Below are 23,160 nucleotides of genomic sequence, written 5' to 3'. Positions count from 1 at the left end.
TGCATTCCCAAATGTAGGAGCTGCCGCAGGCTGCGATCTTTTGATCTTTTACTTCGGGTAGAGCGGTGGCAAGCCGCTGTCGCCCACCGGGTCGTGCACGCGCTCGGCGGTCGGAATTGTGCGGATTGCCCGCCACAAATCCTCACCCTGCCAATGCTGCCCCGTTTCGCTGTAGAGCGCGCCATTCAACCCATCCAGCGCATCCGATAAGGGCACAAACCGCGCCGCCATGTCCGCCAGCGTCTCCGGCTGCTGACGCGCCCAAGCATCCAGCGCTTGCCGCGTCGCCTGCGGGTCATTGGCCTGGCTCGCGCGTTTGATGTCGTCGAGCAAGGTGCGCGGGCTCGGGCCGGTTTGCGCAGCGCGCAGGATCGCCGGCTGCCAGCGCGCTCGCCACCACAGACCAAAGCCGAGCAGGGTGGTGCAGGCCAGTATCAGCGTGCTGAGTTTCCACCACCACAGCGTGTCGTTATCGACAATCCCCGGTTGCAGATTGCCCGTCGGCGTGTCGACTTGCAGGCTCGGGTTATTGGCGACTTGCAGGGTGCGCGCCGGCAGGCTGCTGTGTTCCAAATGATCTTCGAAGGTGTTCCACCACACCACGTCCACCGTCGGCAGATCAATCGAGCCGCTGCGGCTCGGCACCAGCGCTTCGCGTTCTTCACGGCTACCGATCAGGCCACGGTCGCTGCTTTGATTGCTCAGCACCGGTTGATCGGGGTAGCGGCGCAGGCCATTGACGTCGGTGGCGGGCAGTGCGGGCAATTGCGAAGCGGCCAGCCCTTCGACTTTCAGGGTCAGGCTGCGGGTCAGCGAATCACCGATTTGCGTGTGTTCCGGCTCCGGGTTCCAGCTCTCGCTTAGGCTCAGGCTGCGCGCCGGCAGCCACGGTGCATCGGCAGGATAAGTCAGCGGTTTGGGCTTGACCGTCAGCGGAATTTCCGAAGAGGTGACGCGCATCAGTTTGCCCGGCTTCGGCCCTTGTGGGCTGGTGTCCTGGGCCGGTTGCGTGTCGACCAGCGTGGCGCTGAAAGTCTGCGGAGTGATCGTCAGCAAGCCGCTGTGCTGCGGATAGATCGCGTAGCGCATTTCGATGACGCCGTGGCGCACACCGTTGATGTCTTTCTCGTAGGTGCGCGTGTCGCCGAGCTGCTCAACCCGCGCATCGACGATTTGCAGCGGCGACAGGCTGCTGTCGTCGTACAGCGAAACCGAGTGATAGACGCGCACAGTCAGGATCGCCTGCGCCTGCACATACACGCTGGACTGATCGAGACTCGCTTCGATAAACACCGGATCAAGGCTGTTCTTGTCTTCGCGGGTGTCGCTTTCGACCACTTGCACGGTGATCGGCTGGCTCTGCACCTCGCCCATTTGCAGCGAGGGAATCACCACGCTGCCGTTCTCTTTCGGCAGCAACGTGATGATCCAGCGTGTGGTCGCGCGGTTGTCGCCGTTGAGGGTATTGAGCTGGTTGACCTGCCGCGTGCCACGCACTTCGAACAGCGGCTCCAGCGGGGTCAGGTCGGGTTTGCCGAACTGGGTGACGTCGCTGATTTCGAGGGTGAGCTCGACCGTCTCGCCGGAATTCAGGCGACTGCGATCCACACTGGCGATCAGCTCGGCCGCGTTGGCGGTCGTGCAGAGCAGCAGGGGCAGCAAGAGAGCGGTGAAGCGGGTCATCGAGTGTTTTCCTGATCCTGATGTTGTTGCTGTTCGTACCAGAATTTGCGTCGCAGCAGTTCGCCCGGATCGTCCGGGATTTTACCCAGCCATTGTTCCAGTGCCTGACGTTGCTCGCCTTCGAGGTTGTCTTCGGTCGGGCGCAGCGTCGGCACAGTATTGGTTTCCTCTTCCTCATCGTTGCTGCCCGGCACCTCATTCGGGCCTGGCTGCGGCGGTGTGGTCGGCGGCGGTTCACTGGCAGACTCGCCGGATTGCGCCTCACTCTGGGTTTCGCTTTTCACCGCTGGTGGCGGCGCGGTGGGTGGCGGAGGTTCACCGCCCGGCAGATTCTGTTCGGGCTGCTGGCTTTCCGGATCGACCGGTGGCGGGGTGTTTTTCTGCTTCAGCAGATTTTCCACCAGCGCCTTGTTGGTCTGTGCCGGACGCAGATCCGGTTGCAGCTCCAGCGCCTGTTCATAGGCGTCGATCGCCGCATCCAGTTCACCGCTTTTCGCCAAAGCGTTGCCACGATTGTAGTGGTCGCGGGCATCGCTGCCTTCGGCAAAGCGCTGGGCGGCGCCACTGTAGTCGCCGGCCTCGTACAACGCCACCCCTTGCCACTGGTGATCGTCAAAATGTTCTGCGGCTTCGGCGGGGCGTTTCTGTTTGAGCAAGTGCAGGCCTTGCTGGTCGGGACGCAGCCACAAGTCTTCGAAGTCGAAAGCGTAGCTCGGCTGCGGCAGGCAGAACAGCAGCGGCAGGCAAAACAGCCAGCCACGCCGCCCGGCACAGGCAGCGAGCAGCAGCAGTGGCAGCAGCAACCAATAACCCTGGTCGGCCCACGTGTCGAGGCGCACGGTCTGGCCATCGCTGCGCAAACTGCGCGGGCCGTTGAGCAGTCCGAGTGCGCCGAGATCGGCTTCATCCAATCGCGCCGCATGGTAGTCACCGCCGACGCTATCGATGAACGCCGCCAGGCCTGGGCTATCAAGTTGCGGCACGCGGATCGCGCCTTGCTCGTCCTTGAGGAAACTGCCGTCCTCCTGCGCAATCGGCGCACCTTCGGCGGTGCCGATGCCGAGCATCAACAGTTGCGCCGATTGCCCGTTGAGCGCCCGGCGAATGCCTTGCCGTTCATCTTCGCTCAGCGACGAGCCGACCAGCAGAATCCGCCCTTGGCCGAGTGCGCCTTGTTTGAGCAAGTCCAGCGCTTTTCCGATAGCGAGGTCGGCGCGATGGCCGCTTTCCGGCATCAGCGACGGTTTCAGCGCGTCGAGCAGATTGCGACTGGTCGCCAGATCATCCGACAGCGGCACCAGCGTGTGGGCGCTGCCGGCGTAAACGACGATCGCGGTCTGCGCATCGCTGCGCGCCTGCAACAGGTCGAACACCTTGCGCCGCGCTTGTTCCAGTCGCGTCGGTGGTGAGTCGGTGGCGAGCATTTCCGGGGTCAGTTCCAGCACGATCACCAACGGATCGGCGGGTTTTTGGCTGGTCTGTTCGACGCGCTCCCAGCTCGGCCCGAGCAACGCCAGAATGGTCAGCAGCCACGCCACGCCAAGGGCCACCCACGGCAGTTTGCTGTCGCGACCGCTGCCGCCACTGAGCAGGGTGGCGTGGAACGCCGGCGGCAGAATCATCTGCCAGCGTCCGGCGCGTTTTTGCCGGTGCCAGAGTTGCCAGATCAGCCAGCCGAGCAGCGGCAACAGCAGCAACCACCACGGACGGAACCAGTGCGGCCAGAGGGCAATCATCGGCGCCTCCGCAGACGCAGGCGTTTGAGACGCTCGCGCCAGTCAGGCAGCGGACTTTGCAGATTAAGCTCCTTGTTGAACAGGCGTTGCAGCGGGTTGTCCGGCCACAATTCGCGTGCGACCAACAACAGGCTCAACCACAGCGCCAACGCCAGTGGCCAGTGATATAAGGCTTGCGCAGGGCGCGCCTGGGTCGGTTGTTGAGTCACTGGTTCGAGCTGGTCGAGGGTGTCCTTGATCGCTTGCAGTTCCTGGCCATCATGCGCGCGGAAGTATTGCCCGCCGGTGACTTCGGCGATTTCCTTAAGCGCCGGCTCGTCGAGATCCAGGCTTGGATTGACGCCGAGCAGGCCGGTCGAACCGCTGTCCTCAGGATTGGCGCCGATGCCGATCGGGTAAATCTTCACGCCTTCACTGGCCGCCAGTTTTGCCGCCGTCAACGGATCGATTTCGCCGCCATTGTTGGCGCCGTCGGTGACCAGAATCAGCACACGGCTTTGTGCTGGACGCATGCGCAAGCGTTTCAGGCCCAGACCGATGGCGTCGCCGATGGCGGTGTTCTTGCCGGCAATGCCGATCCGCGCTTCATCGAGCCAGACGCGCACGGTGTGGCGATCAAAGGTCAGCGGCGCTTGCAGGTAGGCCTGACTGCCGAAGAGGATCAGGCCGACCCGGTCGCCGTCACGGCTTTCCAGGAAGTCACCGAGCAGATGCTGCACCAAGGACAGGCGACTGACTTCTTCGTCCTGCCACTGCATGTCGGGAAAATCCATCGAACCGGACACGTCCACCGCCACCAACAAATCTCGGCCACTGGCGGCAATTGGCAACGGTTCGCCCAGCCATTGCGGGCGCGCAGCGGCAGTCAGCAGTAGCAACCACAACAACATGAACGGCGCTTGCTGGCGCCACGCAGGCAAATTGGCGCGGGCACGACGGCGGGCGAGGCCTTCGAGGTCGGACAGAAAGCTGACTTTCAGCGCCGGTTCGCCGCTGTCGGCCACCGGCAGCACGAGGCGCATCAGCCACGGCAGCGGTAACAGCAGAAAAATCCACGGCCAGGCGAACTCAAACATGTTTGCGAATCCACGTGTCGACGGCTTGCGTCAGGCCGGCGATGGCCTTGTCGTCGAGTTTGCATTCCGGTTTGTACGCGCCTTCGACCAGCACCATCCAGCGCGTCAGGCCAGCGGCGGGGCAACGGTTGTCGAGGAACGCCAGCCACTTTCGGCCATTAAGGGTGTGGCTCTGGCTGTAGGGATAATGGTTGCGACACAGGCGTTTGAGCAGGCCATTGACCTGTTGCAGCCACGCGCCGGCCGGGGCACCGTCGTAGGGTTTGGGCATTTGCGCCAGTTCTGCGAGGGCAGCGACGCGCACCGGATCGAGTGGCTGTTCAGCGCGCACGATCGGGCGTTTCTTCATGGGAATGAAACGGCGCAGGCGCCATACGGCGTAACCGAGCAGCGGCAATAACAGCAGCAATAACCACCAGCCCGGCGCCGGAGGCCAAAAGGCAACCGGCGGCGGCGAGATCAGTGGCTGCAATTGGTCGAGTTCGTTCATCGACCTTTCCCCGGACGCTGCGGATTGAGGAATTCGCGCATCTGCTCGACCATTTCACTCTGCGTGCTCAACGGCATCAGCAGCACCCGCAACTTCTGCGCGAGCAATTCCCAGCGAGCGATACGGGCTTCGGCTTGGGCGCGATAGGTTTGGCGCAAATCAAAATTCAGCGTGTCGAGCTCAAGCTGGGCGCCACGTTCGGCGAATCGTAAAAGGCCGGCGGCGGGGAGGGCGTGATCGAGTGGATCGGAAATCGGCAGCATCAGCAAATCGCAATGGCGCGCCAACAAGCTCAGTTGTTGCTCGGCGCTGTCGGACAGCGCGCGCTCATCGCAAATCACAATGGCCAGACTGCCGGGGCGCAGCACTTCGCGGGCGCGGCGCAGGGCCACGCCGAAGGCATCGCGATCCGGCTCACGTTCGCTGTGCAGCGATTGATTGACCTTGACCAAACGATTGAGCAATTGCAGCAGGCTCTGCTTGCTGCGCCGTGGTTTGATTTCGTAGTGCTCGTTGTCGCCGAACACCAGCCCACCGACCCGGTCGTTGTGGCCGAGCGCGGCCCAGCCGATCAGCGCCGCGACTTGTGCGGCCAACACCGATTTGAACATCAGCCCGGAGCCGAAAAACAGCCGCGTGCTTTGCTCGACCATAATGAAAATCGGTCGTTCGCGTTCTTCATGGAACAGCTTGGTGTGCGGCTCTTGCGTGCGAGCGGTGACGCGCCAGTCGATGGTGCGCACGTCGTCGCCGGCCTGATACACGCGCACCTGGTCGAAGTCGACACCGCGACCACGGAATTTCGAGTGATGCAGGCCGATCAGCGGGCTGCGCTGGCTCGGCGTGGAAAATAGCTGCACTTCACGCACCCGGTGACGCATCTCGATCAGCTCGGCGAGGCTGACGCGGATGCCCGGTTGGGAAGGCTGGGGGGCGTTCATGGGGGTCAAGCGACGGCTACGACGTCGAGAATCCGCTGCACCACCCGATCCTGATCGATGCCGGCGGCTTCGGCTTCAAACGACAAAATAATGCGGTGACGCAACACGTCGAACAGCACCGCTTGAATGTCTTCCGGGCTGACGAAGTCGCGACCGGCCAGCCAGGCGTGGGCGCGGGCGCAGCGGTCGAGGGCGATCGAGCCGCGTGGGCTGGCGCCATAGGCAATCCACTCGGCCATTTCCGGATCGAACTTGGCCGGCGTACGGGTGGCCATGACCAGTTGCACGAGGTATTCCTCCACGGCGTCGGCCATGTACAAGCCAAGGATTTCCTTGCGTGCAGCGAAGATCGCCTGCTGGCTGACCCGGCGCTCGGGCTTGGTCTCGCCATTCAGTGCTTCGCCACGGGCCTGCTGGAGGATGCGGCGTTCGACGGCGGCATCCGGGAAACCGATTTTTACGTGCATCAGGAAGCGGTCGAGCTGCGCTTCCGGCAGCGGGTAGGTGCCTTCCTGCTCGATCGGGTTCTGCGTGGCCATCACCAGAAACAGCGGCGACAGCTCGTAGGTGCTGCGGCCGACGCTAACCTGACGCTCGGCCATGGCTTCGAGCAGCGCCGATTGCACCTTGGCCGGCGCGCGGTTGATTTCGTCCGCCAGCACGAGGTTGTGGAAGATTGGCCCTTGCTGGAACACGAAACTGCCGGTTTCCGGGCGATAGATCTCGGTGCCGGTGATGTCGGCGGGCAGCAGGTCAGGGGTGAACTGGATGCGATGGAACTGGGCTTCGATGCCCTCGGCGAGTTCTTTGATCGCTTTGGTCTTGGCCAGACCCGGGGCGCCCTCGACCAGCATATGGCCGTCGGCGAGCAGGGCGATGAGCAAACGCTCGATGAGTTTTTCCTGGCCGAGAATCTGCGTTGAAAGAAAGGTTCGCAGCGCCAGCAGCGCTTCACGATGTTCCATCGGTGACTGTTCCTGGAAAGGGGTGGCCACGGGCGTTCGGATAACGCCGGGGCTGGGGGCGTTACTTTAATCCATCGCGGGGGGTGGCGACTAACGGCATTTTGCGCAAAGTGCGGGAAATGACTGGGGGAATTGTTGGATTTTTGTAGTACCGGGGAGGGGTAGTGTTCTTTCGGACGCCTTCGCGAGCAAGCTCGCTCCCACATTGACGGGGTGCACGCAGTTCAAATGTGGGAGCGAGCTTGCTCGCGAAGAGGCCTATTCAGACACCATCAAACTTCGTTGATGAAGGTTCCCGTCCCGTCGAGGATATTCGTCAACGTCTCCACCACCTCATCGAGATCAACCATATCCGGGTTAAAGCTGATCTCCAGCACATCATCCCCATTCAACGCATCAGCATCCGCCGCGCCGATTTCAATCTTCAGCAGCGTCGAGCTCAACGTGACCTTCACGCCGTCCAGCGTCGAAGGCTCGCCGTCCAGGGTGATTTCCAGCTCATCCTCGTCCGGATAGCGGCTCATCAGGAACATGTCGCCCTTGTCGCTGTGGCAGCAGAGCATGGCCATGTTGTCTTCTTCGTCGTCGCATGGGTTGACGATCAATAGGGCGGTGGTCATTTGCATGGGGAATTCCTGGTGGGCTAACGCGGTAGACAGTGCGCAAAAAGTGCGATTTTGCCAGCCTGAGGGAAATTCTGCTGAAACATCGTCGAGTGCAGGGCTGTTCTTAAAGACTATTCCCAGAGTCTAGTAAGAAAAATCCGCTGGCCTCGTAGGGTTTTTGAGAAGAATAAAAATAGCGTGAATTGGAGGCCTTTTCGCTTGTTTTGGTGGATGTTTGCCGTCAGATTTTGCTGTTCGAACGCAACGGAGTGCGATGGCCAACATGCAAAAAAGGATGTCTTTTGATGAAGCGATATTTCCAATGGGCGCAAGAAATCAGTCATCTGTCCGAGGAGCAGGTGGAACAGCTTTACCAGCGCTACCTCAACGGCGAAAAAACCGCCGACCTGATCGCCGAGTACAAACTGCCGGATACCGTACGCAGTGTGTTGAAAGTGCTGCCGCCGATCGTCAGTGCTGACCTGACATGCCCGTATTGTGAATTGCCGATGTGGATGCACCGACCCTCACGCGGCACTCCGGTTTCCCTGCGCAGTGCTTACAAATGTGTGAATTGCGAGCATCAATACTTCACCGCCGGTGCGGGCTCGAGACGCAGCGTGTGTGGTTGTGATGCCTGTGTCCGGTTGCGCAAACAGCAACTCGCCGATCAGGCCGAACGTGACCGTAGTGATCTGGCCGCGCGCTACGGTACGCCAAGCCCACCGGTACCCTTTGCCAGTCTTGGATTCCAGCAAAAAGTTGCTCTGCTGGCGTTGCTGGATGACGGTGGCCAAGGCGCAGGCGAACGCATTGCCGCGCTTGATGCTGAAATTAGAGGGGAAAAGCTCACGTCCACTGACACTTTCAGTGAAGAACTGGTGAAAGGTCTGCACGAGGCGGGCGCGTTGCAGGTCGATACGGCATCGGACATTCGAGCGTTCAATCGGGCCGACGAGTTCAGCATCAGCACGTATTCGGCCGTTTACTGGCGGGCCAACGTCGCCTTGGACGAAGGCGTGCGCTGCACGCGCGATATGCTCTATCTGGCCCTGTACGAAGAGTTGTCCGGGCCTGTACTGCCAGGGTGGAAGCGTGAGTTGTACGCATTGATCTTCAGGCTCGCGCGGGAGGAATCCATTCAATACGTTCACCTGCAGGCCAATATGGTCGGTATGGCGTTCACCGCCGAAGCCCGCGCCGACTCAGTGATCGGCACATTGCTGCAGAACTTCTCGGTCAGTCAGATCTACTACTTCGCCAGAGTCGCGGTGAAAAGCGCTGCGCATTTCTATGCCACCGGCAACTCCAAGGGTCGCACCCACGCCTCCAACACCATTCCGCGCAACATGCAGAGCACCGCGCAGCTCGCCTTGGCGGAGAACTGGCGCAAGGACAGCTACCGCGATACACGCGTGCCGCAGCCGGCCATGACCCGCCTGCTTTACGACGTCGTGCTCAAGGACAGTGGTGCCGGTTTTTCCAAGTCGCCGGGGCTGTTCTGGCGAGACGAATTTGTGCCTCGGTTTCTCACCGGTTCACCGGTCGCCGCGCCACAGGTCGACTATCCGCAGTTGTTCTGCCGCGAGTGCGACTCCAGCAATATCGACGCCAGCATGGACAAATTGACCCTGCAGATGCAGTGCTACGACTGCGCCACCGTGAGCAAATTCCGGGCCTATGAAGAGTTGCCGGACTGATCCGTGTCAAAAGCCAGTGCTGAACCGGATGCCAGGCTCAGGGTCGATAGAACGGCCCTGAGGGTTTTCGTTTCTGGATATGTAGCCGCCACGGGGCAGCGATTGGCACGAATGTCCCGTAAAACCGGGCATTCCCCCCGTCGTTTTCCGCCACGGCTGCTAGTGTTTACCGGTGCGAAAGCCTTCATTTACCTGCCTATGAACGAATATGTCGCAGCACCGCAAGCAGACACATTGTCGCAGCCATTAAGCTGCGCAACGGATGAGCACCCGTAAAGGCATTGCCGGCAAGCCCGACAGTCGCTTTTGCAGATGCCCATTCAATGGAAGGTGAATGTGACCTGAGTGTCTCGTCCAGCTTCACCCACCTGTCCCCCTGTTTCCTCTGCCCGAGAATCAGGAACAGGGCGACACAAGCCCCGAAAGGGGTGTTGCACGCGACGCTTTCCATCAATAACAAGCTTAAGCGGAGTACCACAGATGGCGTTCTTCACCGCAGCCAGCAAAGCCGACTTCCAGCACCAACTGCAAGCGGCACTGGCGCAGCACATCAGTGAACTTGAACTGCCACTAGTGGCTCTGTTAGCTGAACAATTCTTAGGCAAGATTTATGTGGACGAGCTGACTCAACGTCGCCTCTCCGACCTCGCTGGCTGTACTCTCTCTGCGTGGCGCCTGCTTGAGCGCTTCGATCACGCGCAACCACAAGTGCGCGTTTACAACCCCGATTACGAGCGTCATGGCTGGCAGTCGACCCACACCGCGGTCGAAGTCCTGCACCACGACCTGCCATTCCTCGTCGACTCGGTTCGTACCGAACTGAACCGTCGCGGCTACAGCATCCACACCCTGCAAACCACCGTGCTCAGCGTGCGTCGTGGCAGCAAGGGCGAGTTGCTGGAAATCCTGCCGAAAGGCACCCAGGGCGACGGCATTCTGCAAGAGTCGTTGATGTACCTGGAAATCGACCGCTGCGCCAACGCGGCCGAACTGAATGTGCTGAGCAAAGAGCTGGAACAGGTTCTCGGTGAAGTCCGCGTTGCGGTCGCCGATTTTGAGCCGATGAAAGCCAAGGTGCAGGAAATCCTCACCAAACTCGACAACAGCGCGTTCGCCGTCGATGCCGAAGAAAAGAACGAAATCAAAAGCTTCCTGGAATGGCTGGTGGGCAACCACTTCACCTTCCTTGGCTACGAAGAGTTCGTGGTCACCGATCAAGCCGATGGCGGCCACATCGAGTACGACCAGAACTCCTTCCTCGGCCTGACCAAACTGCTGCGCACCGGCCTGACCTACGACGACCTGCGCATCGAAGACTACGCGGTGAACTACCTGCGCGAACCGACCCTGCTGTCGTTCGCCAAGGCTGCGCACCCGAGCCGTGTGCACCGTCCGGCCTACCCGGATTACGTGTCGATCCGTGAAATCGACGCCGACGGTAAAGTCATCAAAGAACACCGTTTCATGGGCCTGTACACCTCGTCGGTGTATGGCGAGAGCGTGCGGGTCATCCCGTTCATCCGCCGCAAGGTCGCCGAAATCGAACACCGCTCCGGCTTCCAGTCCAAGGCTCACTTGGGCAAAGAACTGGCGCAGGTACTCGAAGTGCTGCCGCGTGATGACCTGTTCCAGACCCCGGTCGACGAACTGTTCAGCACCGTCATGTCGATCGTGCAGATCCAGGAACGCAACAAGATCCGCGTGTTCCTGCGCAAAGACCCGTACGGTCGTTTCTGCTACTGCCTGGCCTACGTGCCGCGCGACATTTATTCCACCGAAGTTCGCCAGAAGATCCAGCAAGTGCTGATGGAGCGCCTGAAGGCTTCCGACTGCGAATTCTGGACGTTCTTCTCCGAGTCCGTGCTGGCTCGCGTTCAGCTGATCCTGCGTGTCGACCCGAAAAACCGTCTCGACATCGATCCGCTGCTGCTGGAAAAAGAAGTCGTGCAGGCTTGCCGCAGCTGGCAGGACGACTACGCCGCACTGACCGTCGAAAGCTTCGGCGAAGCCCACGGCACCAACGTGCTGGCGGACTTTCCGAAAGGCTTCCCGGCCGGTTACCGCGAGCGTTTCGCTGCGCATTCGGCCGTGGTCGACATGCAGCACCTGCTGAGCCTCAACGAAAAAAATCCGCTGGTGATGAGCTTCTATCAGCCGCTGGGCCAGGTCTCCGGCCAACGCGAACTGCATTGCAAGCTGTATCACGCCGACACGCCGCTGGCGCTGTCCGACGTGCTGCCGATTCTGGAAAACCTCGGCCTGCGCGTGCTGGGTGAATTCCCGTACCGTCTGCGTCACACCAATGGCCGCGAGTTCTGGATTCACGACTTCGCCTTCACTGCCGCTGAAGGTCTGGATCTCGACATCCAGCAACTCAACGACACCCTGCAGGACGCCTTTGTCCACATCGTCCGTGGCGATGCCGAGAACGATGCGTTCAACCGTCTGGTGCTGACCGCCGGCCTGCCTTGGCGCGACGTCGCACTGCTGCGCGCTTACGCTCGTTACCTGAAGCAGATTCGTCTGGGCTTCGATCTGGGTTACATCGCCAGCACCCTGAACAACCACACCGACATCGCTCGCGAGCTGACCCGGTTGTTCAAGACCCGCTTCTATCTGGCGCGCAAGCTCAGCGACGACGATCTGGAAGACAAGCAACAGCGTCTGGAACAAGCGATTCTGACCGCACTGGACGACGTTCAGGTGCTCAACGAAGACCGCATCCTGCGTCGTTACCTCGACCTGATCAAAGCGACCCTGCGTACCAACTTCTATCAGACTGATGCCAACGGCCAGAACAAGTCGTACTTCAGCTTCAAGTTCAACCCGCACGCGATCCCTGAACTGCCGAAGCCAGTGCCGAAGTTCGAAATCTTCGTCTACTCGCCACGTGTTGAAGGCGTGCACCTGCGCTTCGGTAACGTCGCTCGTGGTGGCCTGCGCTGGTCCGACCGTGAAGAAGACTTCCGCACCGAAGTTCTTGGCCTGGTAAAAGCTCAACAAGTGAAGAACTCGGTCATCGTGCCAGTGGGTGCGAAGGGCGGCTTCCTGCCGCGTCGCCTGCCTCTGGGCGGCAGCCGTGACGAGATCGCGGCCGAGGGCATCGCCTGCTACCGCATCTTCATTTCCGGTCTGTTGGACATCACCGACAACCTGAAAGACGGCGCGCTGGTGCCGCCATTGAACGTGGTGCGCCACGACGATGACGACCCGTATCTGGTAGTGGCGGCGGACAAGGGCACTGCGACCTTCTCCGACATCGCCAACGGCATCGCCATCGACTACGGCTTCTGGCTGGGTGACGCGTTTGCGTCCGGTGGTTCGGCCGGTTACGACCACAAGAAAATGGGCATTACCGCCAAAGGCGCGTGGGTCGGCGTACAACGTCACTTCCGCGAGCGCGGCATCAATGTTCAGGAAGACAGCATCACTGTTGTCGGCGTCGGCGACATGGCCGGTGACGTGTTCGGTAACGGCCTGTTGATGTCCGACAAGCTGCAACTGGTCGCTGCCTTCAACCACCTGCACATCTTCATCGATCCAAACCCGAACCCGGCGACCAGCTTCGTCGAGCGTCAGCGCATGTTCGACCTGCCGCGTTCGGCGTGGACCGACTACGACACCAGCATCATGTCCGAAGGCGGCGGTATCTTCTCGCGCAGCGCGAAGAGCATCGCAATCTCCCCGCAGATGCAGGAACGCTTCGACATCAAGGCTGACAAGCTGACCCCGACTGAACTGCTGAATGCCTTGCTCAAGGCGCCGGTGGATCTGCTGTGGAACGGCGGTATTGGCACTTACGTCAAGGCCAGCACTGAAAGCCACGCCGATGTCGGCGACAAGGCCAACGATGCATTGCGCGTAAACGGCAACGAGCTGCGCTGCAAAGTCGTGGGCGAGGGCGGTAACCTCGGCATGACCCAACTGGGTCGTGTGGAATTCGGTCTGAATGGCGGCGGTTCCAACACCGACTTCATCGACAACGCCGGTGGCGTGGACTGCTCCGACCACGAAGTGAACATCAAGATCCTGCTGAACGAAGTGGTTCAGGCCGGTGACATGACCGACAAGCAACGCAACCAGTTGCTGGCGAGCATGACCGACGAAGTCGGCAATCTGGTGCTGGGCAACAACTACAAGCAGACTCAGGCGCTGTCGCTGGCGGCGCGTCGTGCTTATGCGCGCATCGCTGAGTACAAGCGTCTGATGGGCGATCTGGAAGGCCGTGGCAAGCTGGACCGTGCCATCGAGTTCCTGCCGACCGAAGAGCAACTGGCCGAGCGCATTGCTGAAGGCCACGGTCTGACCCGTCCTGAGCTGTCGGTGCTGATCTCGTACAGCAAAATCGATCTCAAGGAGCAGCTGTTGGGCTCCTTGGTGCCGGACGACGATTACCTGACCCGCGACATGGAAACGGCGTTCCCGCCGACCCTGGTCAGCAAGTTCTCCGAAGCCATGCGTCGTCACCGCCTGAAGCGCGAGATCGTCAGCACCCAGATCGCCAACGACCTGGTCAACCACATGGGCATCACCTTCGTTCAACGACTCAAAGAGTCGACCGGCATGAGCCCGGCGAACGTCGCTGGCGCTTACGTGATCGTGCGCGACATCTTCCACCTCCCGCACTGGTTCCGTCAGATCGAAGCGCTGGACTATCAGGTTGCCGCTGACGTTCAGCTGGAGCTGATGGACGAGCTGATGCGTCTGGGCCGCCGCGCCACGCGCTGGTTCCTGCGTGCCCGTCGCAACGAGCAGAACGCTGCCCGTGACGTCGCGCATTTCGGTCCGCACCTGAAAGAGCTGGGCCTGAAACTCGACGAACTGCTGAGCGGCGAAATCCGTGAAAACTGGCAGGCGCGTTATCAGGCTTACGTCGAAGCCGGTGTGCCGGAATTGCTGGCGCGTATGGTTGCGGGCACCTCGCACCTGTACACCTTGCTGCCGATCATCGAAGCCTCCGACGTGACTGGCCAGAACCCTGCCGAAGTGGCGAAAGCCTACTTCGCCGTGGGCAGTGCGCTGGACATCACCTGGTACCTGCAACAGATCAGCGCGCTGCCGGTTGAAAACAACTGGCAAGCCCTGGCCCGTGAAGCGTTCCGTGATGATGTCGACTGGCAGCAACGCGCGATCACCATCTCCGTCCTGCAACAGGGCGACGGCACCCTGGACGTGGAAGCACGTCTGGCGCTGTGGATGGAACAGCACGAAAGCATGATCTCGCGCTGGCGCGCCATGCTGGTGGAAATCCGCGCTGCGAGCGGCACGGACTACGCCATGTACGCGGTGGCCAACCGTGAACTGCTGGATCTGGCGTTGAGCGGGCAAGCAGTAGTGCCTGCAGCGACAGCGAATGCCGAGCTTGAAACGGCATAAGTAAGCGCTGAATGAAAAAGCCCCGGTATCGTGAGATGCCGGGGCTTTTTTGTGTCTCATGGATTTACACCGAGCGGTGTAGGAGCTGCCGAAGGCTGCGATCTTTTGCCTTTAAAAGATCAAGATCAAAAGATCGCAGCCTTCGGCAGCTCCTACAGGGATCGGAGTTCCACAAAACCCGTGGGAGCGGGCTTGCTCGCGAAGAGGCCCTTACATTCAATACAACTTCTGAGCCGGTTTAGTATCAAGCATCGACACTTTATCCGCAGGCCGTGCGACTAAATTGTTGAGCGATTGGTCAAACTTTTGCAGCGCCCGAACTTGCACGTCTTGCTGCTGGTTAATATCGGCAACAATCTCTTCCGAGCGTTTGAAGTCCGCCCACACCGGTGTCAGTTCTTTCGCTTCTGAACCTTTCGCCGTGCCGATGTAGTTCAATCCCGCATCATAAAAATCGGCACTCACGTCAGCCTTGATGTCGGAGCTGCGTGAGGTGATTAGCTGGCTGTGGGTGTCGACGATTGCGGTGACATCCGGTTTGGCTGCGCGCAGGCTCTGCATGTCCGGATACACCGTCACTGAACCGAACTGGCGTTGCAGGGAGGCGTTGACCCATTCCACCGCCATGTCCGGTTTCGAGCTGGCGACGTAGGCGTCGTGGATCGGCTGTACCAGCAGGCTCTGGCCGAAACCGGTGCCGGCGTTGGCTTGATAGTCGCGCAGGTATTCGCGGTTGCTCTGGGTGCTTGGGCTGTAGACCACGCCGAGCGATACGCCGGGACCGCTTTTTACCTGAGTCGCGCTACTGCGACCGGTTGGACGCGGCAGCAGGGTATCGAGAGACGAGACTGCTTTTGGCGCCGTCGGCACTGAACAGGCGGAGAGGGCTAAAACCGATATTGCCAACATACTGGTGAACGCAAGTTTCATGGTGTTTCTCCCGTGAAACAACATCAGTCGGAAAGTTTAAAGTTGCCGTCAATGACGGCAGTTAATTCAGACTACCCCCGTCGCGCGGCAAATAAGCTGACAATTTGCTGTCTGGTTTTGTATTGAATAGTTTTATTTGCTGTAACCCGATCCGGTTAATTGCATCGGGATATAAAAAGGCGCAAATCGGCAATTTGCACCTTTTTATTTATGGCTGGCTAAACAACCATCAGTTTTTCAGCGGAATCAGCACTTGCTCATCCGGGGACAGCACCATGAACACCAGCAACTTGGCTGGCTTGGTTTGGCTGGCGTTTTTCGAGACCAAATGCTCGGAACCGGCGGGCTCGTACCAGAACTGACCTTTCTTGTAGGTGATCGCCTGTTCGCCCTTCACCTGAGAGATCACTTCGCCTTCGAGCACGTAGGCCATTGCGGTGCCGTCGTGTTTGTGAGCGATGGAAGACTGGCCGGGTTTGTAGTCGACTTCGATCATCATGGCTTTTTTGCCGGGGGCGTTTTTCAGCATCTGGTCTTGCAGTACGGTGACTTTTTCCGAGGGGTCGTGGGCGAAGGCCGAGGTGGAGAGGGCCAGGGCGAGGGCGGCAGCGACAAGGTGCAGGGTTTTCATGGTGGATTACCGGTTGGGGGGTGGTTGGTAATCACAGTAGTCCGAGGGGCGGGGCAAGCAAACGGCCAATATTCGGGAAGATTGGGTGACCAATTACGGTTTGCACAAAAAGCAAAGATCGCAGCCTTCGGCAGCTCCTACAGTGAACGAATTCCAATGTAGGAGCTGCCGAAGGCTGCGATCTTTTGATTTTCTAAACAATGGGAAAACTGTTGAAGTCCACACTATTGGCCAGCCGGCTATCGATCAAGTCTATAAATCCCTGCGCTTCAGGCCGGTTGAAATGCGCCTGCATCGCCGCTTCCGACTGCCAGCGCGCACTGACCGTCCAGCGGTGGCTGTCCTCGGGGCAGCGGTCGACCAGGTAGGAATCGCAGCCCGGCGTTTCGCGCAGGGTTTCGACGATCCTTTGCAGTTGCTTGCCCAGCTCGTCAGAGCGGCCGGCAGCAGCCTGCACCTGCACCGTGTTGATCACTTCGTTGGACATTGCTCACACTCCTGAATCAGGCCGGACGAATCCTGCTCATTGAGGGATAACGCCTGTGCAGAATAGGCCTGCACCCGCCGATCACCAATAACCAATCGGCGGTTAATCCGTTAGGCCAATCGCTCAGGCGACTTGCTGGAGAATGTCGCGCAGACGATCGAGGGCGATATCAATGTCCAGCGTCTCAATCGCGCCGAAGCCAAAGTACAAACCATCACGCGGCGTCTGCTGGTAATAAAAGCCATTGATCGCGTACAGACCGACTTCGACCTTTTTTGCCAGTTCGATCACCAGCGGCAGGTCGATCGGCACTTTGCAAAACACCGCCATATGGAATCCGGCACTGGCCGGCACCGCATCAAGCCAAGGCGACAGATCGCTGGCCATGCGCGCCAGAATCCGTTCGCGGCGCTGCGCATAAATCGTGTGGCAGCGGCGAATATGCTTGAGCAAACAGCCCTCGGCGATGAACTTGGCCAGCGCCCATTGCGGCAGGGTGGACGCGTGCAAATCGGTGAGCTGCTTGGCGCGGATCACCGCTTCGAGGATCGCCGGTGGCAGAATTCCGTAGCCCAGGCGCAACTCGGGCAGCAAGGTTTTCGAGAAGGTGCCGACATACGCGACGAGGCCGCGCTGGTCGAGGTTGTACAGCGAATCAGTGGGCCGGCCTTCGTAGCGAAACTCGCTGTCGTAGTCGTCCTCAATGATGATTGCGCCGAGCTCATGCGCACGCACCAGCAAGGCTTCGCGGCGCGCCTGACTCATCGGCATGCCCAACGGAAACTGGTGCGATGGCGTCACGTAAATCAGCCGCGTGCCTTCGGGAATGTGTTCGACCTGAATGCCCTCGGCATCCACTGGAATACCGACCACGGTGGCGCCGTGCGTGCCGAACAGCAGGCGAGCCGGCGGATAACCCGGGTCTTCCATCGCCACTAGGCTGCCGGGACGCAGCAGCACGCGGGCGATCAGATCCAGCGCCTGCTGCGCGCCGTTGCAGACCACGATGTCTTCGTCCTGACAGTTAACCCCACGAGAAAATGCGATGTGCCGGGCAATCGCATTGCGCAGCGACGGCAAACCTTCGGCGACGCTGTAAAAGCCTTTCGACTGCGCCATCTGCCGCATCGCATGGGCGACGCAGCGCCGCCAGTCATCCTGGGGAAACTGGCCCTTGCTGGTGGCGCCGCCAATAAAGTCGTAACGCAGCGAACCTTCCAGTGTCGGGTGCCGCAGGAATATCGGCAGATTGCGCCAGCTCTCGATCACCTCGGCGCTGGCCAGTTCGCTGTGACTTTGCTTGCGCTGAGCCTGCGCGGGGCGCGCGTTGACGTAGGTGCCTTTGCCGATCACGCCGGTGAGGAAGTTTTCGTAGGTCAGTTGCGCGTAGGTGTCGGAGATGGTTTTGCGCGAGATCCCCAGTTGCTCGGCGAGCAAGCGGCTGGGCGGCAATTGCGTGCCGGCGGCCAGACGCCCGGATTCGATGGCGCCGCGCAGCTGTTGGTACAACTGACCGGCGAGATCCTTGCGGCCGTTGATCACGACATGAAGTTCCATACCGACGTGGCTCCGAGGCAATGTGAAGTGCCCGCCAGATTAGCGCTGTTGGGCGATTGGCAGAAGTTGCGCAGCACAAATACCCGAAATTGGCATAGACCCCTGTAGGAGCTGCCGAAGGCTGCGATCTCTTGATGTTGCTTTTTAAGATCAAGAGATCGCAGCCTTCGGCAGCTCCTACAAGGAGTTTGTGTTGAGCCCGCTATTGGTGTGGCACTTTTCCGTGGAATTGGGGCTGTAACGCTAGCCTCTTGGCGCTTACTTTGAAGTCTTTATTGCGCCTGCCGAGATCAAGCCATGTCCCCGCGTCTGGATTACTACAGCGCTTCACCCAAAGCGATGAAAGCGATGATTGCCATGGAGGCGCTGACCAGCAACTTGAGCATCGAACAGCCGTTGCTGCAACTGATCAAGATCCGCGCCTCGCAACTGAATGGCTGTGCGTTTTGCACGGATATGCATTCGGTCGAAGCCCGGCGAGCGGGGGAGAGTGATCGGCGGTTGTATGCGATTGCAGTGTGGCGTGACAGCGGGTTTTTCAATCCTCGTGAACGCGCGGCACTGGCCTGGGCGGAGGCGGTGACCTTGTTGGCGGAAAGCCATGTGCCGGATGATGTGTATCAACAGGCGCGCGAGCAGTTTAACGAAGCGGAGCTGGTCGACCTGACCATGGCCGTGACCACGATCAACAGCTGGAATCGCCTGGCAGTGAGTTTTCGGCAAACCCCGAGCGATTAGTAGCCCGCCACCTTTAAATCTGTAGGAGCAAAGCTTGCTCGCGAAAGCGGTGGGTCATCCAAAGAATATGTTGGCAGGGATGGCCTCTTCGCGAGCAAGCTCTGCTCCTACAAGGTTTTGGGTAAGTTAGTTGGTTAGTTGGATTTAGTGTTGCCTGGGCAACACTTATGTTGCTCTAAGCACACTCCGCCAAGCCGATATAACCTAAGCGTTATTGGTTCTTTTGCCACAGCCTTCCGCTCGTCTAGCATCGGCCTCCAAGGGGAAAAGCTTACTTTTGGGGATCCTGCGTTCTATTTGCACTTTCCGATCTAACAGCCTTCGCTGCCTTCCTGTTTTATAAAACTACAGCAGACATTGCCGTGCACTGATGGCCGACGACTTTTGGTTGGCAGGGCCGGGTATTAGCTGCGATTCAAGGAGCTGTTGCATGTATTACCGTTCGCGTTCATTACTCGCTGCTGCTGTGCTCACGTCCATTTGGCAACTTCCCGCGCAAGCTGACGATGAAGCCAAACTCGATACCGTGTTGGTGACCGGCACACGCGGCACATCGCGCACCGTGCTGGATTCGCCAGTGCCGGTCGACGTGCTCACCGCTGATGACCTGAAAGCCGCCGGCGCGGCGGATGGCGAATTGGGCGCAGCTTTGCAGACGCTGTTGCCATCGTTCAGCCTGCCGCGCCAGTCCAACTCCGGCGGTGCCGACCATGTACGCGCCGCTCAACTGCGCGGCATGAGCCCGGATCAGGTGCTGGTGTTGGTCAACGGTAAACGCCGGCACACTTCGGCGGTGGTCAACGATTCCTCGAAGATCGGTCGCGGCACGGCGCCGGTGGATTTCAACTCGATCCCGATCAGCGCGATCAAACGCATCGAAGTGCTGCGCGATGGCGCCGGTGCGCAATACGGCTCCGATGCGATTGCCGGGGTGATCAACATCATCCTCGACGACGCGCCCGAGGGCGGCGAAGTGACGACGAGCTACGGCGCCTATCACACCCATCAGGACGCGATCGGCAAAACCACCACCGACGGCCAGAACAGCGTGACCACCGCCAAGATCGGCACGCGCCTCGGCGAGGAGGGCGGCTTCATTCGCGGCGGCACCGAGTACAAGGATCGCAACCCGACCAATCGCGCCGGTTTCGACGGCTTCGACGACATCCCCAACCAGCGCAACTACGTGATGGGCGACGGCATCGCCCGCGATGTCAACCTGTGGTTCAACAGCGAACTGCCGCTGGCCGGCGGCAAGGCTTACAGCTTCGGCACCTATAACCAGCGCCACACCACCGGCGCCGAATTCTATCGCTACCCGTACGAGCAGCCGCAGTTCTACCCCAACGGCTACCTGCCGCAATCGCTTGGCGACAACAAGGACGTCTCCGCCACTGCCGGGTTCAAAGGCATGATCGGCGACGACTGGGACTTCGACAGCAGCGTCACCCATGGCCGCAATCGCTTCGATGGATCGACCCGACGCACCCTCAACGTCAGCCTCGGTGAAGACTCGCCGACCGAGTTCGATACCGGCGACTACGAGTTGCGCCAGACCACCACCAACCTCGATTTCACCCGCGAACTGCGCCTCGGCGAGCGTTCATTTGTGTTGGCCGTCGGCGGCGAATACCGCTACGAAAACTACCTGACTTACGCCGGTGACGCGGCTTCTTACGTTGGCTCCGGAGCCGATGGCGCCAATGGACTGCGCCCGAGCGAAGAGTCAGATCTGGATCGCAATGTGTTCGGCACTTACGCCGAGTTGTCCGGCGATCTCACCGACCGTTTCTTCGTCGACGCCGCCACGCGTTGGGAGCATTACGACGACGCCGGCAGCAAACTCACCGGTAAACTCAGTGGCCGCTACAAACTCACCGAGCAGTGGGCGGTGCGCGGCGCAGTGTCGAACAACTTCCGCGCGCCGTCTCTTGCGCAGAGCGGTTTCCAGAACACCACCAGCAACTTCGGCGACGGCGGCACGCTGACCGACATTCGCGTGCTCTCGGTCAACGATCCGATTGCCCGCGCATTGGGCGCAGAAAAACTTGATCCGGAAACCTCGAAAAACTTCAGCCTCGGCCTGACCTTCCAGTTGAACGAACGCTTCGATGCGTCGCTGGACGTGTTCCGCATCGACGTCAAAGACCGCATCACCCTGTCGCAACGCATCGGCAGCGATGCGCTGGAAAACTACATCAATGACAACTTCGGCGTGGCCGGCATACATGACGTCAACTTCTTCACCAACGCCGCCGACACCAGCACCCACGGCGCCGAACTGGTGCTCAACTATCATCAGCCGTTCTACGAAGGGCAACTCGGCCTGACCACCGCGTACACCTACAACCACACCAAAGTCACCAGCACCAAAGGCACGCCGTCGCAATTGACTGCGCTGGGCATCGGCAATGATGCGCTGGTCGGCGTCGAAGAAACCAACACCTTGACCGACGCCGCGCCGAAGGATCGCTTCATCTTTTCCGCCAACTGGGCCAGCGAACATTGGGGCTTGCTCGGACGCCTGACCCGTCAGGGCGAGACTACTCGTGTGTTTGATTTCGGTGATTCGCAACCGGAGCAGACCTACGGTGCGGTGTGGCAACTGGACGCTGAAGTCGCCTACAAATTTACCCCGAAATTCAACATCGCTGTGGGCGGCAATAACCTCACCGACAACTACCCGGAACGCTCCGGCTCGGCGATCAACTACGGCGGCAACTTGCCGTACGACGTGCTCTCACCAATCGGCACAAACGGCGCTTACTACTACGCTCGCGCCACGTATGGTTTCTAACGCCGGGCCGGGGCGGCATCTGCCGGTGTTCCAGGCGCTGCTGATTACGCTGGGCATGGTGATCACCACCGACATCCTGAAAACCGCGCCGACCGTGGCGCTCAATGTCGGGCCCGAGCACTTCTACCTGGTGTGGGTGCTCGGCGGCGTGGCGTCGATGATCGGTGCGCTGTGCTTTGCGGAAATGGCCACGGCGTTTCCGCATCCGGGTGGCGACTACCATTTTCTGCGCACAGCGTATGGCGAGCGCATGGGGTTTCTGTTCGCGTGGTCGCGGTTTTCGGTGATGCACACCGGGTGGATTGCGTTGTCGGCGTTTATGTTTGCCGATTACGTAAATGCGGTGGTGCCGTTAGGACAGTATGGATCGGGGCTGTTTGCCGGGGCGGTGATCGCAGCGTTGGTGCTGCTGAATCTGACGGGCAAGCACATCGGTTTCATCACGCAGACATTGCTGGTTGGCTTGCTCGCGTTAGGCTTTTTGAGCATCGCCAGTGCCGGTGTTTTTCTGGCGTGGCAAGGGGTTGAGCCGCCGGCGCCAAGCTCGGCGGTATTGCCGGAAAATACCGGCATGGCCGGGTTTTCGGCGGCGATGATTTTTGTGTTTCTGGCGTTCGGCGGCTGGAGTGATGCGGCGACGTTATCGGCGGAAGTGCGCGATGGTCGGCGAGGGATTTTCATCGCCATGATTGGTGCGCTGACGGTGTTGATGATTATCTATCTGGCGCTGAATTGGGCGTTTGTTCAGGGGCTGGGATTTGCCGGATTGGCGGCGAGCAATGCGCCGGCAGTTGAACTGCTCAACCGTGCTTTTGGCGCGCCCGGGGTCATGCTGATTCTGCTGATGGTGGGGATTGCGGCGATCGCCACGATCAATTCGACGTTGCTGGTTGGCGCGCGGACTACCTACGCCGCTGCTCGCGATGTACCGCAGTTGCGCAGTTTTGGTGATTGGGATGATCGCCATGGCGTACCGCGCAAAGCGTTGCTGGCGGAGGGCGCGGTGGCGTTGTTGCTGGTGTTGTTCGGCAGTTTTACCCAGAGCGGGTTTAACACCATGGTCGAGTATTTGACCCCGGTGTATTGGTTGTTTTTGAGTTTGAGCAGTGTCGCGTTGATCATATTGCGGCGGCGGTTTCCCGAGGTGGCGAGGCCGGTGCGGGTGCCGTTGTATCCGCTGTTGCCGTTGCTGTTTTTTGGGTTGTGCCTGTACATGCTGTATTCCAGCGTGACTGTAGTGGGGTATGGGGCGTTTTTGGGGATTGGCGTTCTGTTGGTTGGCGCGGTGGTTTTGGCCGGGTTGAGTCGTTTAACGGCAGACCCTCACCCCAGCCCTCTCCCGGAGGGAGAGGGGGCCGACCGAGGTGTGCTGCGTGATACATCGACCTGAAAAACCGAGTCGGTTATGGATTCGCCAAAGCACGTCCAGGTCGGCGAACCTCTCAAAT

The 23,160-nt window shown here is 60.0% G+C and carries 16 protein-coding genes; 5 read left to right on the top strand and 11 right to left on the bottom strand.

Translation table 11 applies throughout. From position 1 onward, the window contains the following. Window positions 1-48: 48 nt before the first annotated feature. The 7 genes from ACIP66_RS01055 to ACIP66_RS01025 all read right to left on the bottom strand — a co-directional run bounded on the left by ACIP66_RS01055 (window position 49) and on the right by ACIP66_RS01025 (window position 7,517). Window positions 49-1,683 (bottom strand): BatD family protein, encoded by a 1,635-nt coding sequence (locus ACIP66_RS01055; RefSeq protein WP_159815089.1) that lies wholly within the window; start codon window positions 1,681-1,683, stop codon window positions 49-51. Beyond that, window positions 1,680-3,419, bottom strand: coding sequence for a tetratricopeptide repeat protein (locus ACIP66_RS01050; RefSeq protein ID WP_400644507.1), 1,740 nt, complete (start codon window positions 3,417-3,419; stop codon window positions 1,680-1,682). The genes ACIP66_RS01055 and ACIP66_RS01050 overlap by 4 nt, the downstream gene beginning before the upstream one ends. Then, on the bottom strand, window positions 3,416-4,495 hold the full coding sequence (locus tag ACIP66_RS01045) for a VWA domain-containing protein (protein WP_053121138.1): 1,080 nt from the start codon (window positions 4,493-4,495) through the stop codon (window positions 3,416-3,418). Before ACIP66_RS01045 ends, ACIP66_RS01050 begins: the two co-directional genes overlap by 4 nt. Further along, entirely contained in the window at window positions 4,488-4,985 is a 498-nt protein-coding gene (locus ACIP66_RS01040; RefSeq protein WP_400644505.1) for a DUF4381 domain-containing protein, read from the bottom strand. Before ACIP66_RS01040 ends, ACIP66_RS01045 begins: the two co-directional genes overlap by 8 nt. After that, window positions 4,982-5,926, bottom strand: coding sequence for a DUF58 domain-containing protein (locus tag ACIP66_RS01035; protein WP_053121134.1), 945 nt, complete (start codon window positions 5,924-5,926; stop codon window positions 4,982-4,984). Before ACIP66_RS01035 ends, ACIP66_RS01040 begins: the two co-directional genes overlap by 4 nt. A gap of 5 nt (window positions 5,927-5,931) precedes the next feature. After that, complete coding sequence (locus ACIP66_RS01030) at window positions 5,932-6,891, bottom strand: MoxR family ATPase (RefSeq protein ID WP_003218556.1); 960 nt, start codon at window positions 6,889-6,891, stop codon at window positions 5,932-5,934. 272 nt (window positions 6,892-7,163) lie between these two features. After that, a complete protein-coding gene (locus ACIP66_RS01025; RefSeq protein WP_053121132.1) occupies window positions 7,164-7,517 on the bottom strand; it encodes a hypothetical protein in 354 nt (117 codons plus the stop codon). Window positions 7,518-7,801: 284 nt separating this feature from the next. On the opposite strand from ACIP66_RS01025, the gene ACIP66_RS01020 reads away from it, so the two are divergent. Then, window positions 7,802-9,196 (top strand): hypothetical protein, encoded by a 1,395-nt coding sequence (locus ACIP66_RS01020; protein WP_400644502.1) that lies wholly within the window; start codon window positions 7,802-7,804, stop codon window positions 9,194-9,196. 480 nt (window positions 9,197-9,676) lie between these two features. Beyond that, window positions 9,677-14,572: an NAD-glutamate dehydrogenase gene (locus ACIP66_RS01015; protein WP_400644500.1), complete on the top strand. Its 4,896-nt coding sequence runs from the start codon at window positions 9,677-9,679 to the stop codon at window positions 14,570-14,572. 216 nt (window positions 14,573-14,788) lie between these two features. On the opposite strand, the gene ACIP66_RS01010 is transcribed toward ACIP66_RS01015, so the two are convergent. The 4 genes from ACIP66_RS01010 to ACIP66_RS00995 all read right to left on the bottom strand — a co-directional run bounded on the left by ACIP66_RS01010 (window position 14,789) and on the right by ACIP66_RS00995 (window position 18,177). Then, a complete protein-coding gene (locus ACIP66_RS01010; protein ID WP_400644498.1) occupies window positions 14,789-15,502 on the bottom strand; it encodes an ATPase in 714 nt (237 codons plus the stop codon). 229 nt (window positions 15,503-15,731) lie between these two features. Beyond that, on the bottom strand, window positions 15,732-16,133 hold the full coding sequence (locus ACIP66_RS01005; RefSeq protein WP_212546079.1) for a cupin domain-containing protein: 402 nt from the start codon (window positions 16,131-16,133) through the stop codon (window positions 15,732-15,734). A gap of 193 nt (window positions 16,134-16,326) precedes the next feature. Beyond that, on the bottom strand, window positions 16,327-16,620 hold the full coding sequence (locus tag ACIP66_RS01000) for a putative quinol monooxygenase (RefSeq protein ID WP_053121122.1): 294 nt from the start codon (window positions 16,618-16,620) through the stop codon (window positions 16,327-16,329). Between the two features lie 123 nt (window positions 16,621-16,743). Next, on the bottom strand, window positions 16,744-18,177 hold the full coding sequence (locus ACIP66_RS00995) for a PLP-dependent aminotransferase family protein (RefSeq protein WP_400644495.1): 1,434 nt from the start codon (window positions 18,175-18,177) through the stop codon (window positions 16,744-16,746). Window positions 18,178-18,474: 297 nt separating this feature from the next. On the opposite strand from ACIP66_RS00995, the gene ACIP66_RS00990 reads away from it, so the two are divergent. The 3 genes from ACIP66_RS00990 (at window position 18,475) to ACIP66_RS00980 (ending at window position 23,102) form a co-directional block, all read left to right on the top strand. Continuing rightward, window positions 18,475-18,915: a carboxymuconolactone decarboxylase family protein gene (locus tag ACIP66_RS00990; protein ID WP_159811461.1), complete on the top strand. Its 441-nt coding sequence runs from the start codon at window positions 18,475-18,477 to the stop codon at window positions 18,913-18,915. Window positions 18,916-19,345: 430 nt separating this feature from the next. After that, window positions 19,346-21,712: a TonB-dependent siderophore receptor gene (locus ACIP66_RS00985; protein WP_053121115.1), complete on the top strand. Its 2,367-nt coding sequence runs from the start codon at window positions 19,346-19,348 to the stop codon at window positions 21,710-21,712. After that, window positions 21,702-23,102, top strand: a complete 1,401-nt coding sequence (locus ACIP66_RS00980) for an APC family permease (RefSeq protein ID WP_400644493.1) — start codon at window positions 21,702-21,704, stop codon at window positions 23,100-23,102. Before ACIP66_RS00985 ends, ACIP66_RS00980 begins: the two co-directional genes overlap by 11 nt. The last annotated feature ends 58 nt before the right edge of the window (window positions 23,103-23,160 follow it).

This window comes from Pseudomonas sp. NPDC088429, assembly GCF_044753305.1.
GTDB classification, from domain to species: domain Bacteria; phylum Pseudomonadota; class Gammaproteobacteria; order Pseudomonadales; family Pseudomonadaceae; genus Aquipseudomonas; species Aquipseudomonas rustica.
The sequence above is the reverse complement of the archived record's forward strand: the minus strand, read 5'-3'. Positions and strand labels throughout refer to the sequence as shown.

Coding starts and splice junctions, on each gene's coding strand:
- ACIP66_RS00995 (WP_400644495.1), bottom strand. CDS start 18,177: ATGGAACTTCATGTCGTGATCAACGGCCGCAAGGATCTCGCCGGTCAG.
- ACIP66_RS01040 (WP_400644505.1), bottom strand. CDS start 4,985: ATGAACGAACTCGACCAATTGCAGCCACTGATCTCGCCGCCGCCGGTT.
- ACIP66_RS01030 (WP_003218556.1), bottom strand. CDS start 6,891: ATGGAACATCGTGAAGCGCTGCTGGCGCTGCGAACCTTTCTTTCAACG.
- ACIP66_RS01045 (WP_053121138.1), bottom strand. CDS start 4,495: ATGTTTGAGTTCGCCTGGCCGTGGATTTTTCTGCTGTTACCGCTGCCG.
- ACIP66_RS00990 (WP_159811461.1), top strand. CDS start 18,475: ATGTCCCCGCGTCTGGATTACTACAGCGCTTCACCCAAAGCGATGAAA.
- ACIP66_RS01005 (WP_212546079.1), bottom strand. CDS start 16,133: ATGAAAACCCTGCACCTTGTCGCTGCCGCCCTCGCCCTGGCCCTCTCC.
- ACIP66_RS01010 (WP_400644498.1), bottom strand. CDS start 15,502: ATGAAACTTGCGTTCACCAGTATGTTGGCAATATCGGTTTTAGCCCTC.
- ACIP66_RS01025 (WP_053121132.1), bottom strand. CDS start 7,517: ATGCAAATGACCACCGCCCTATTGATCGTCAACCCATGCGACGACGAA.
- ACIP66_RS00985 (WP_053121115.1), top strand. CDS start 19,346: ATGTATTACCGTTCGCGTTCATTACTCGCTGCTGCTGTGCTCACGTCC.
- ACIP66_RS01055 (WP_159815089.1), bottom strand. CDS start 1,683: ATGACCCGCTTCACCGCTCTCTTGCTGCCCCTGCTGCTCTGCACGACC.
- ACIP66_RS01000 (WP_053121122.1), bottom strand. CDS start 16,620: ATGTCCAACGAAGTGATCAACACGGTGCAGGTGCAGGCTGCTGCCGGC.
- ACIP66_RS01020 (WP_400644502.1), top strand. CDS start 7,802: ATGAAGCGATATTTCCAATGGGCGCAAGAAATCAGTCATCTGTCCGAG.
- ACIP66_RS01015 (WP_400644500.1), top strand. CDS start 9,677: ATGGCGTTCTTCACCGCAGCCAGCAAAGCCGACTTCCAGCACCAACTG.
- ACIP66_RS01035 (WP_053121134.1), bottom strand. CDS start 5,926: ATGAACGCCCCCCAGCCTTCCCAACCGGGCATCCGCGTCAGCCTCGCC.
- ACIP66_RS01050 (WP_400644507.1), bottom strand. CDS start 3,419: ATGATTGCCCTCTGGCCGCACTGGTTCCGTCCGTGGTGGTTGCTGCTG.
- ACIP66_RS00980 (WP_400644493.1), top strand. CDS start 21,702: ATGGTTTCTAACGCCGGGCCGGGGCGGCATCTGCCGGTGTTCCAGGCG.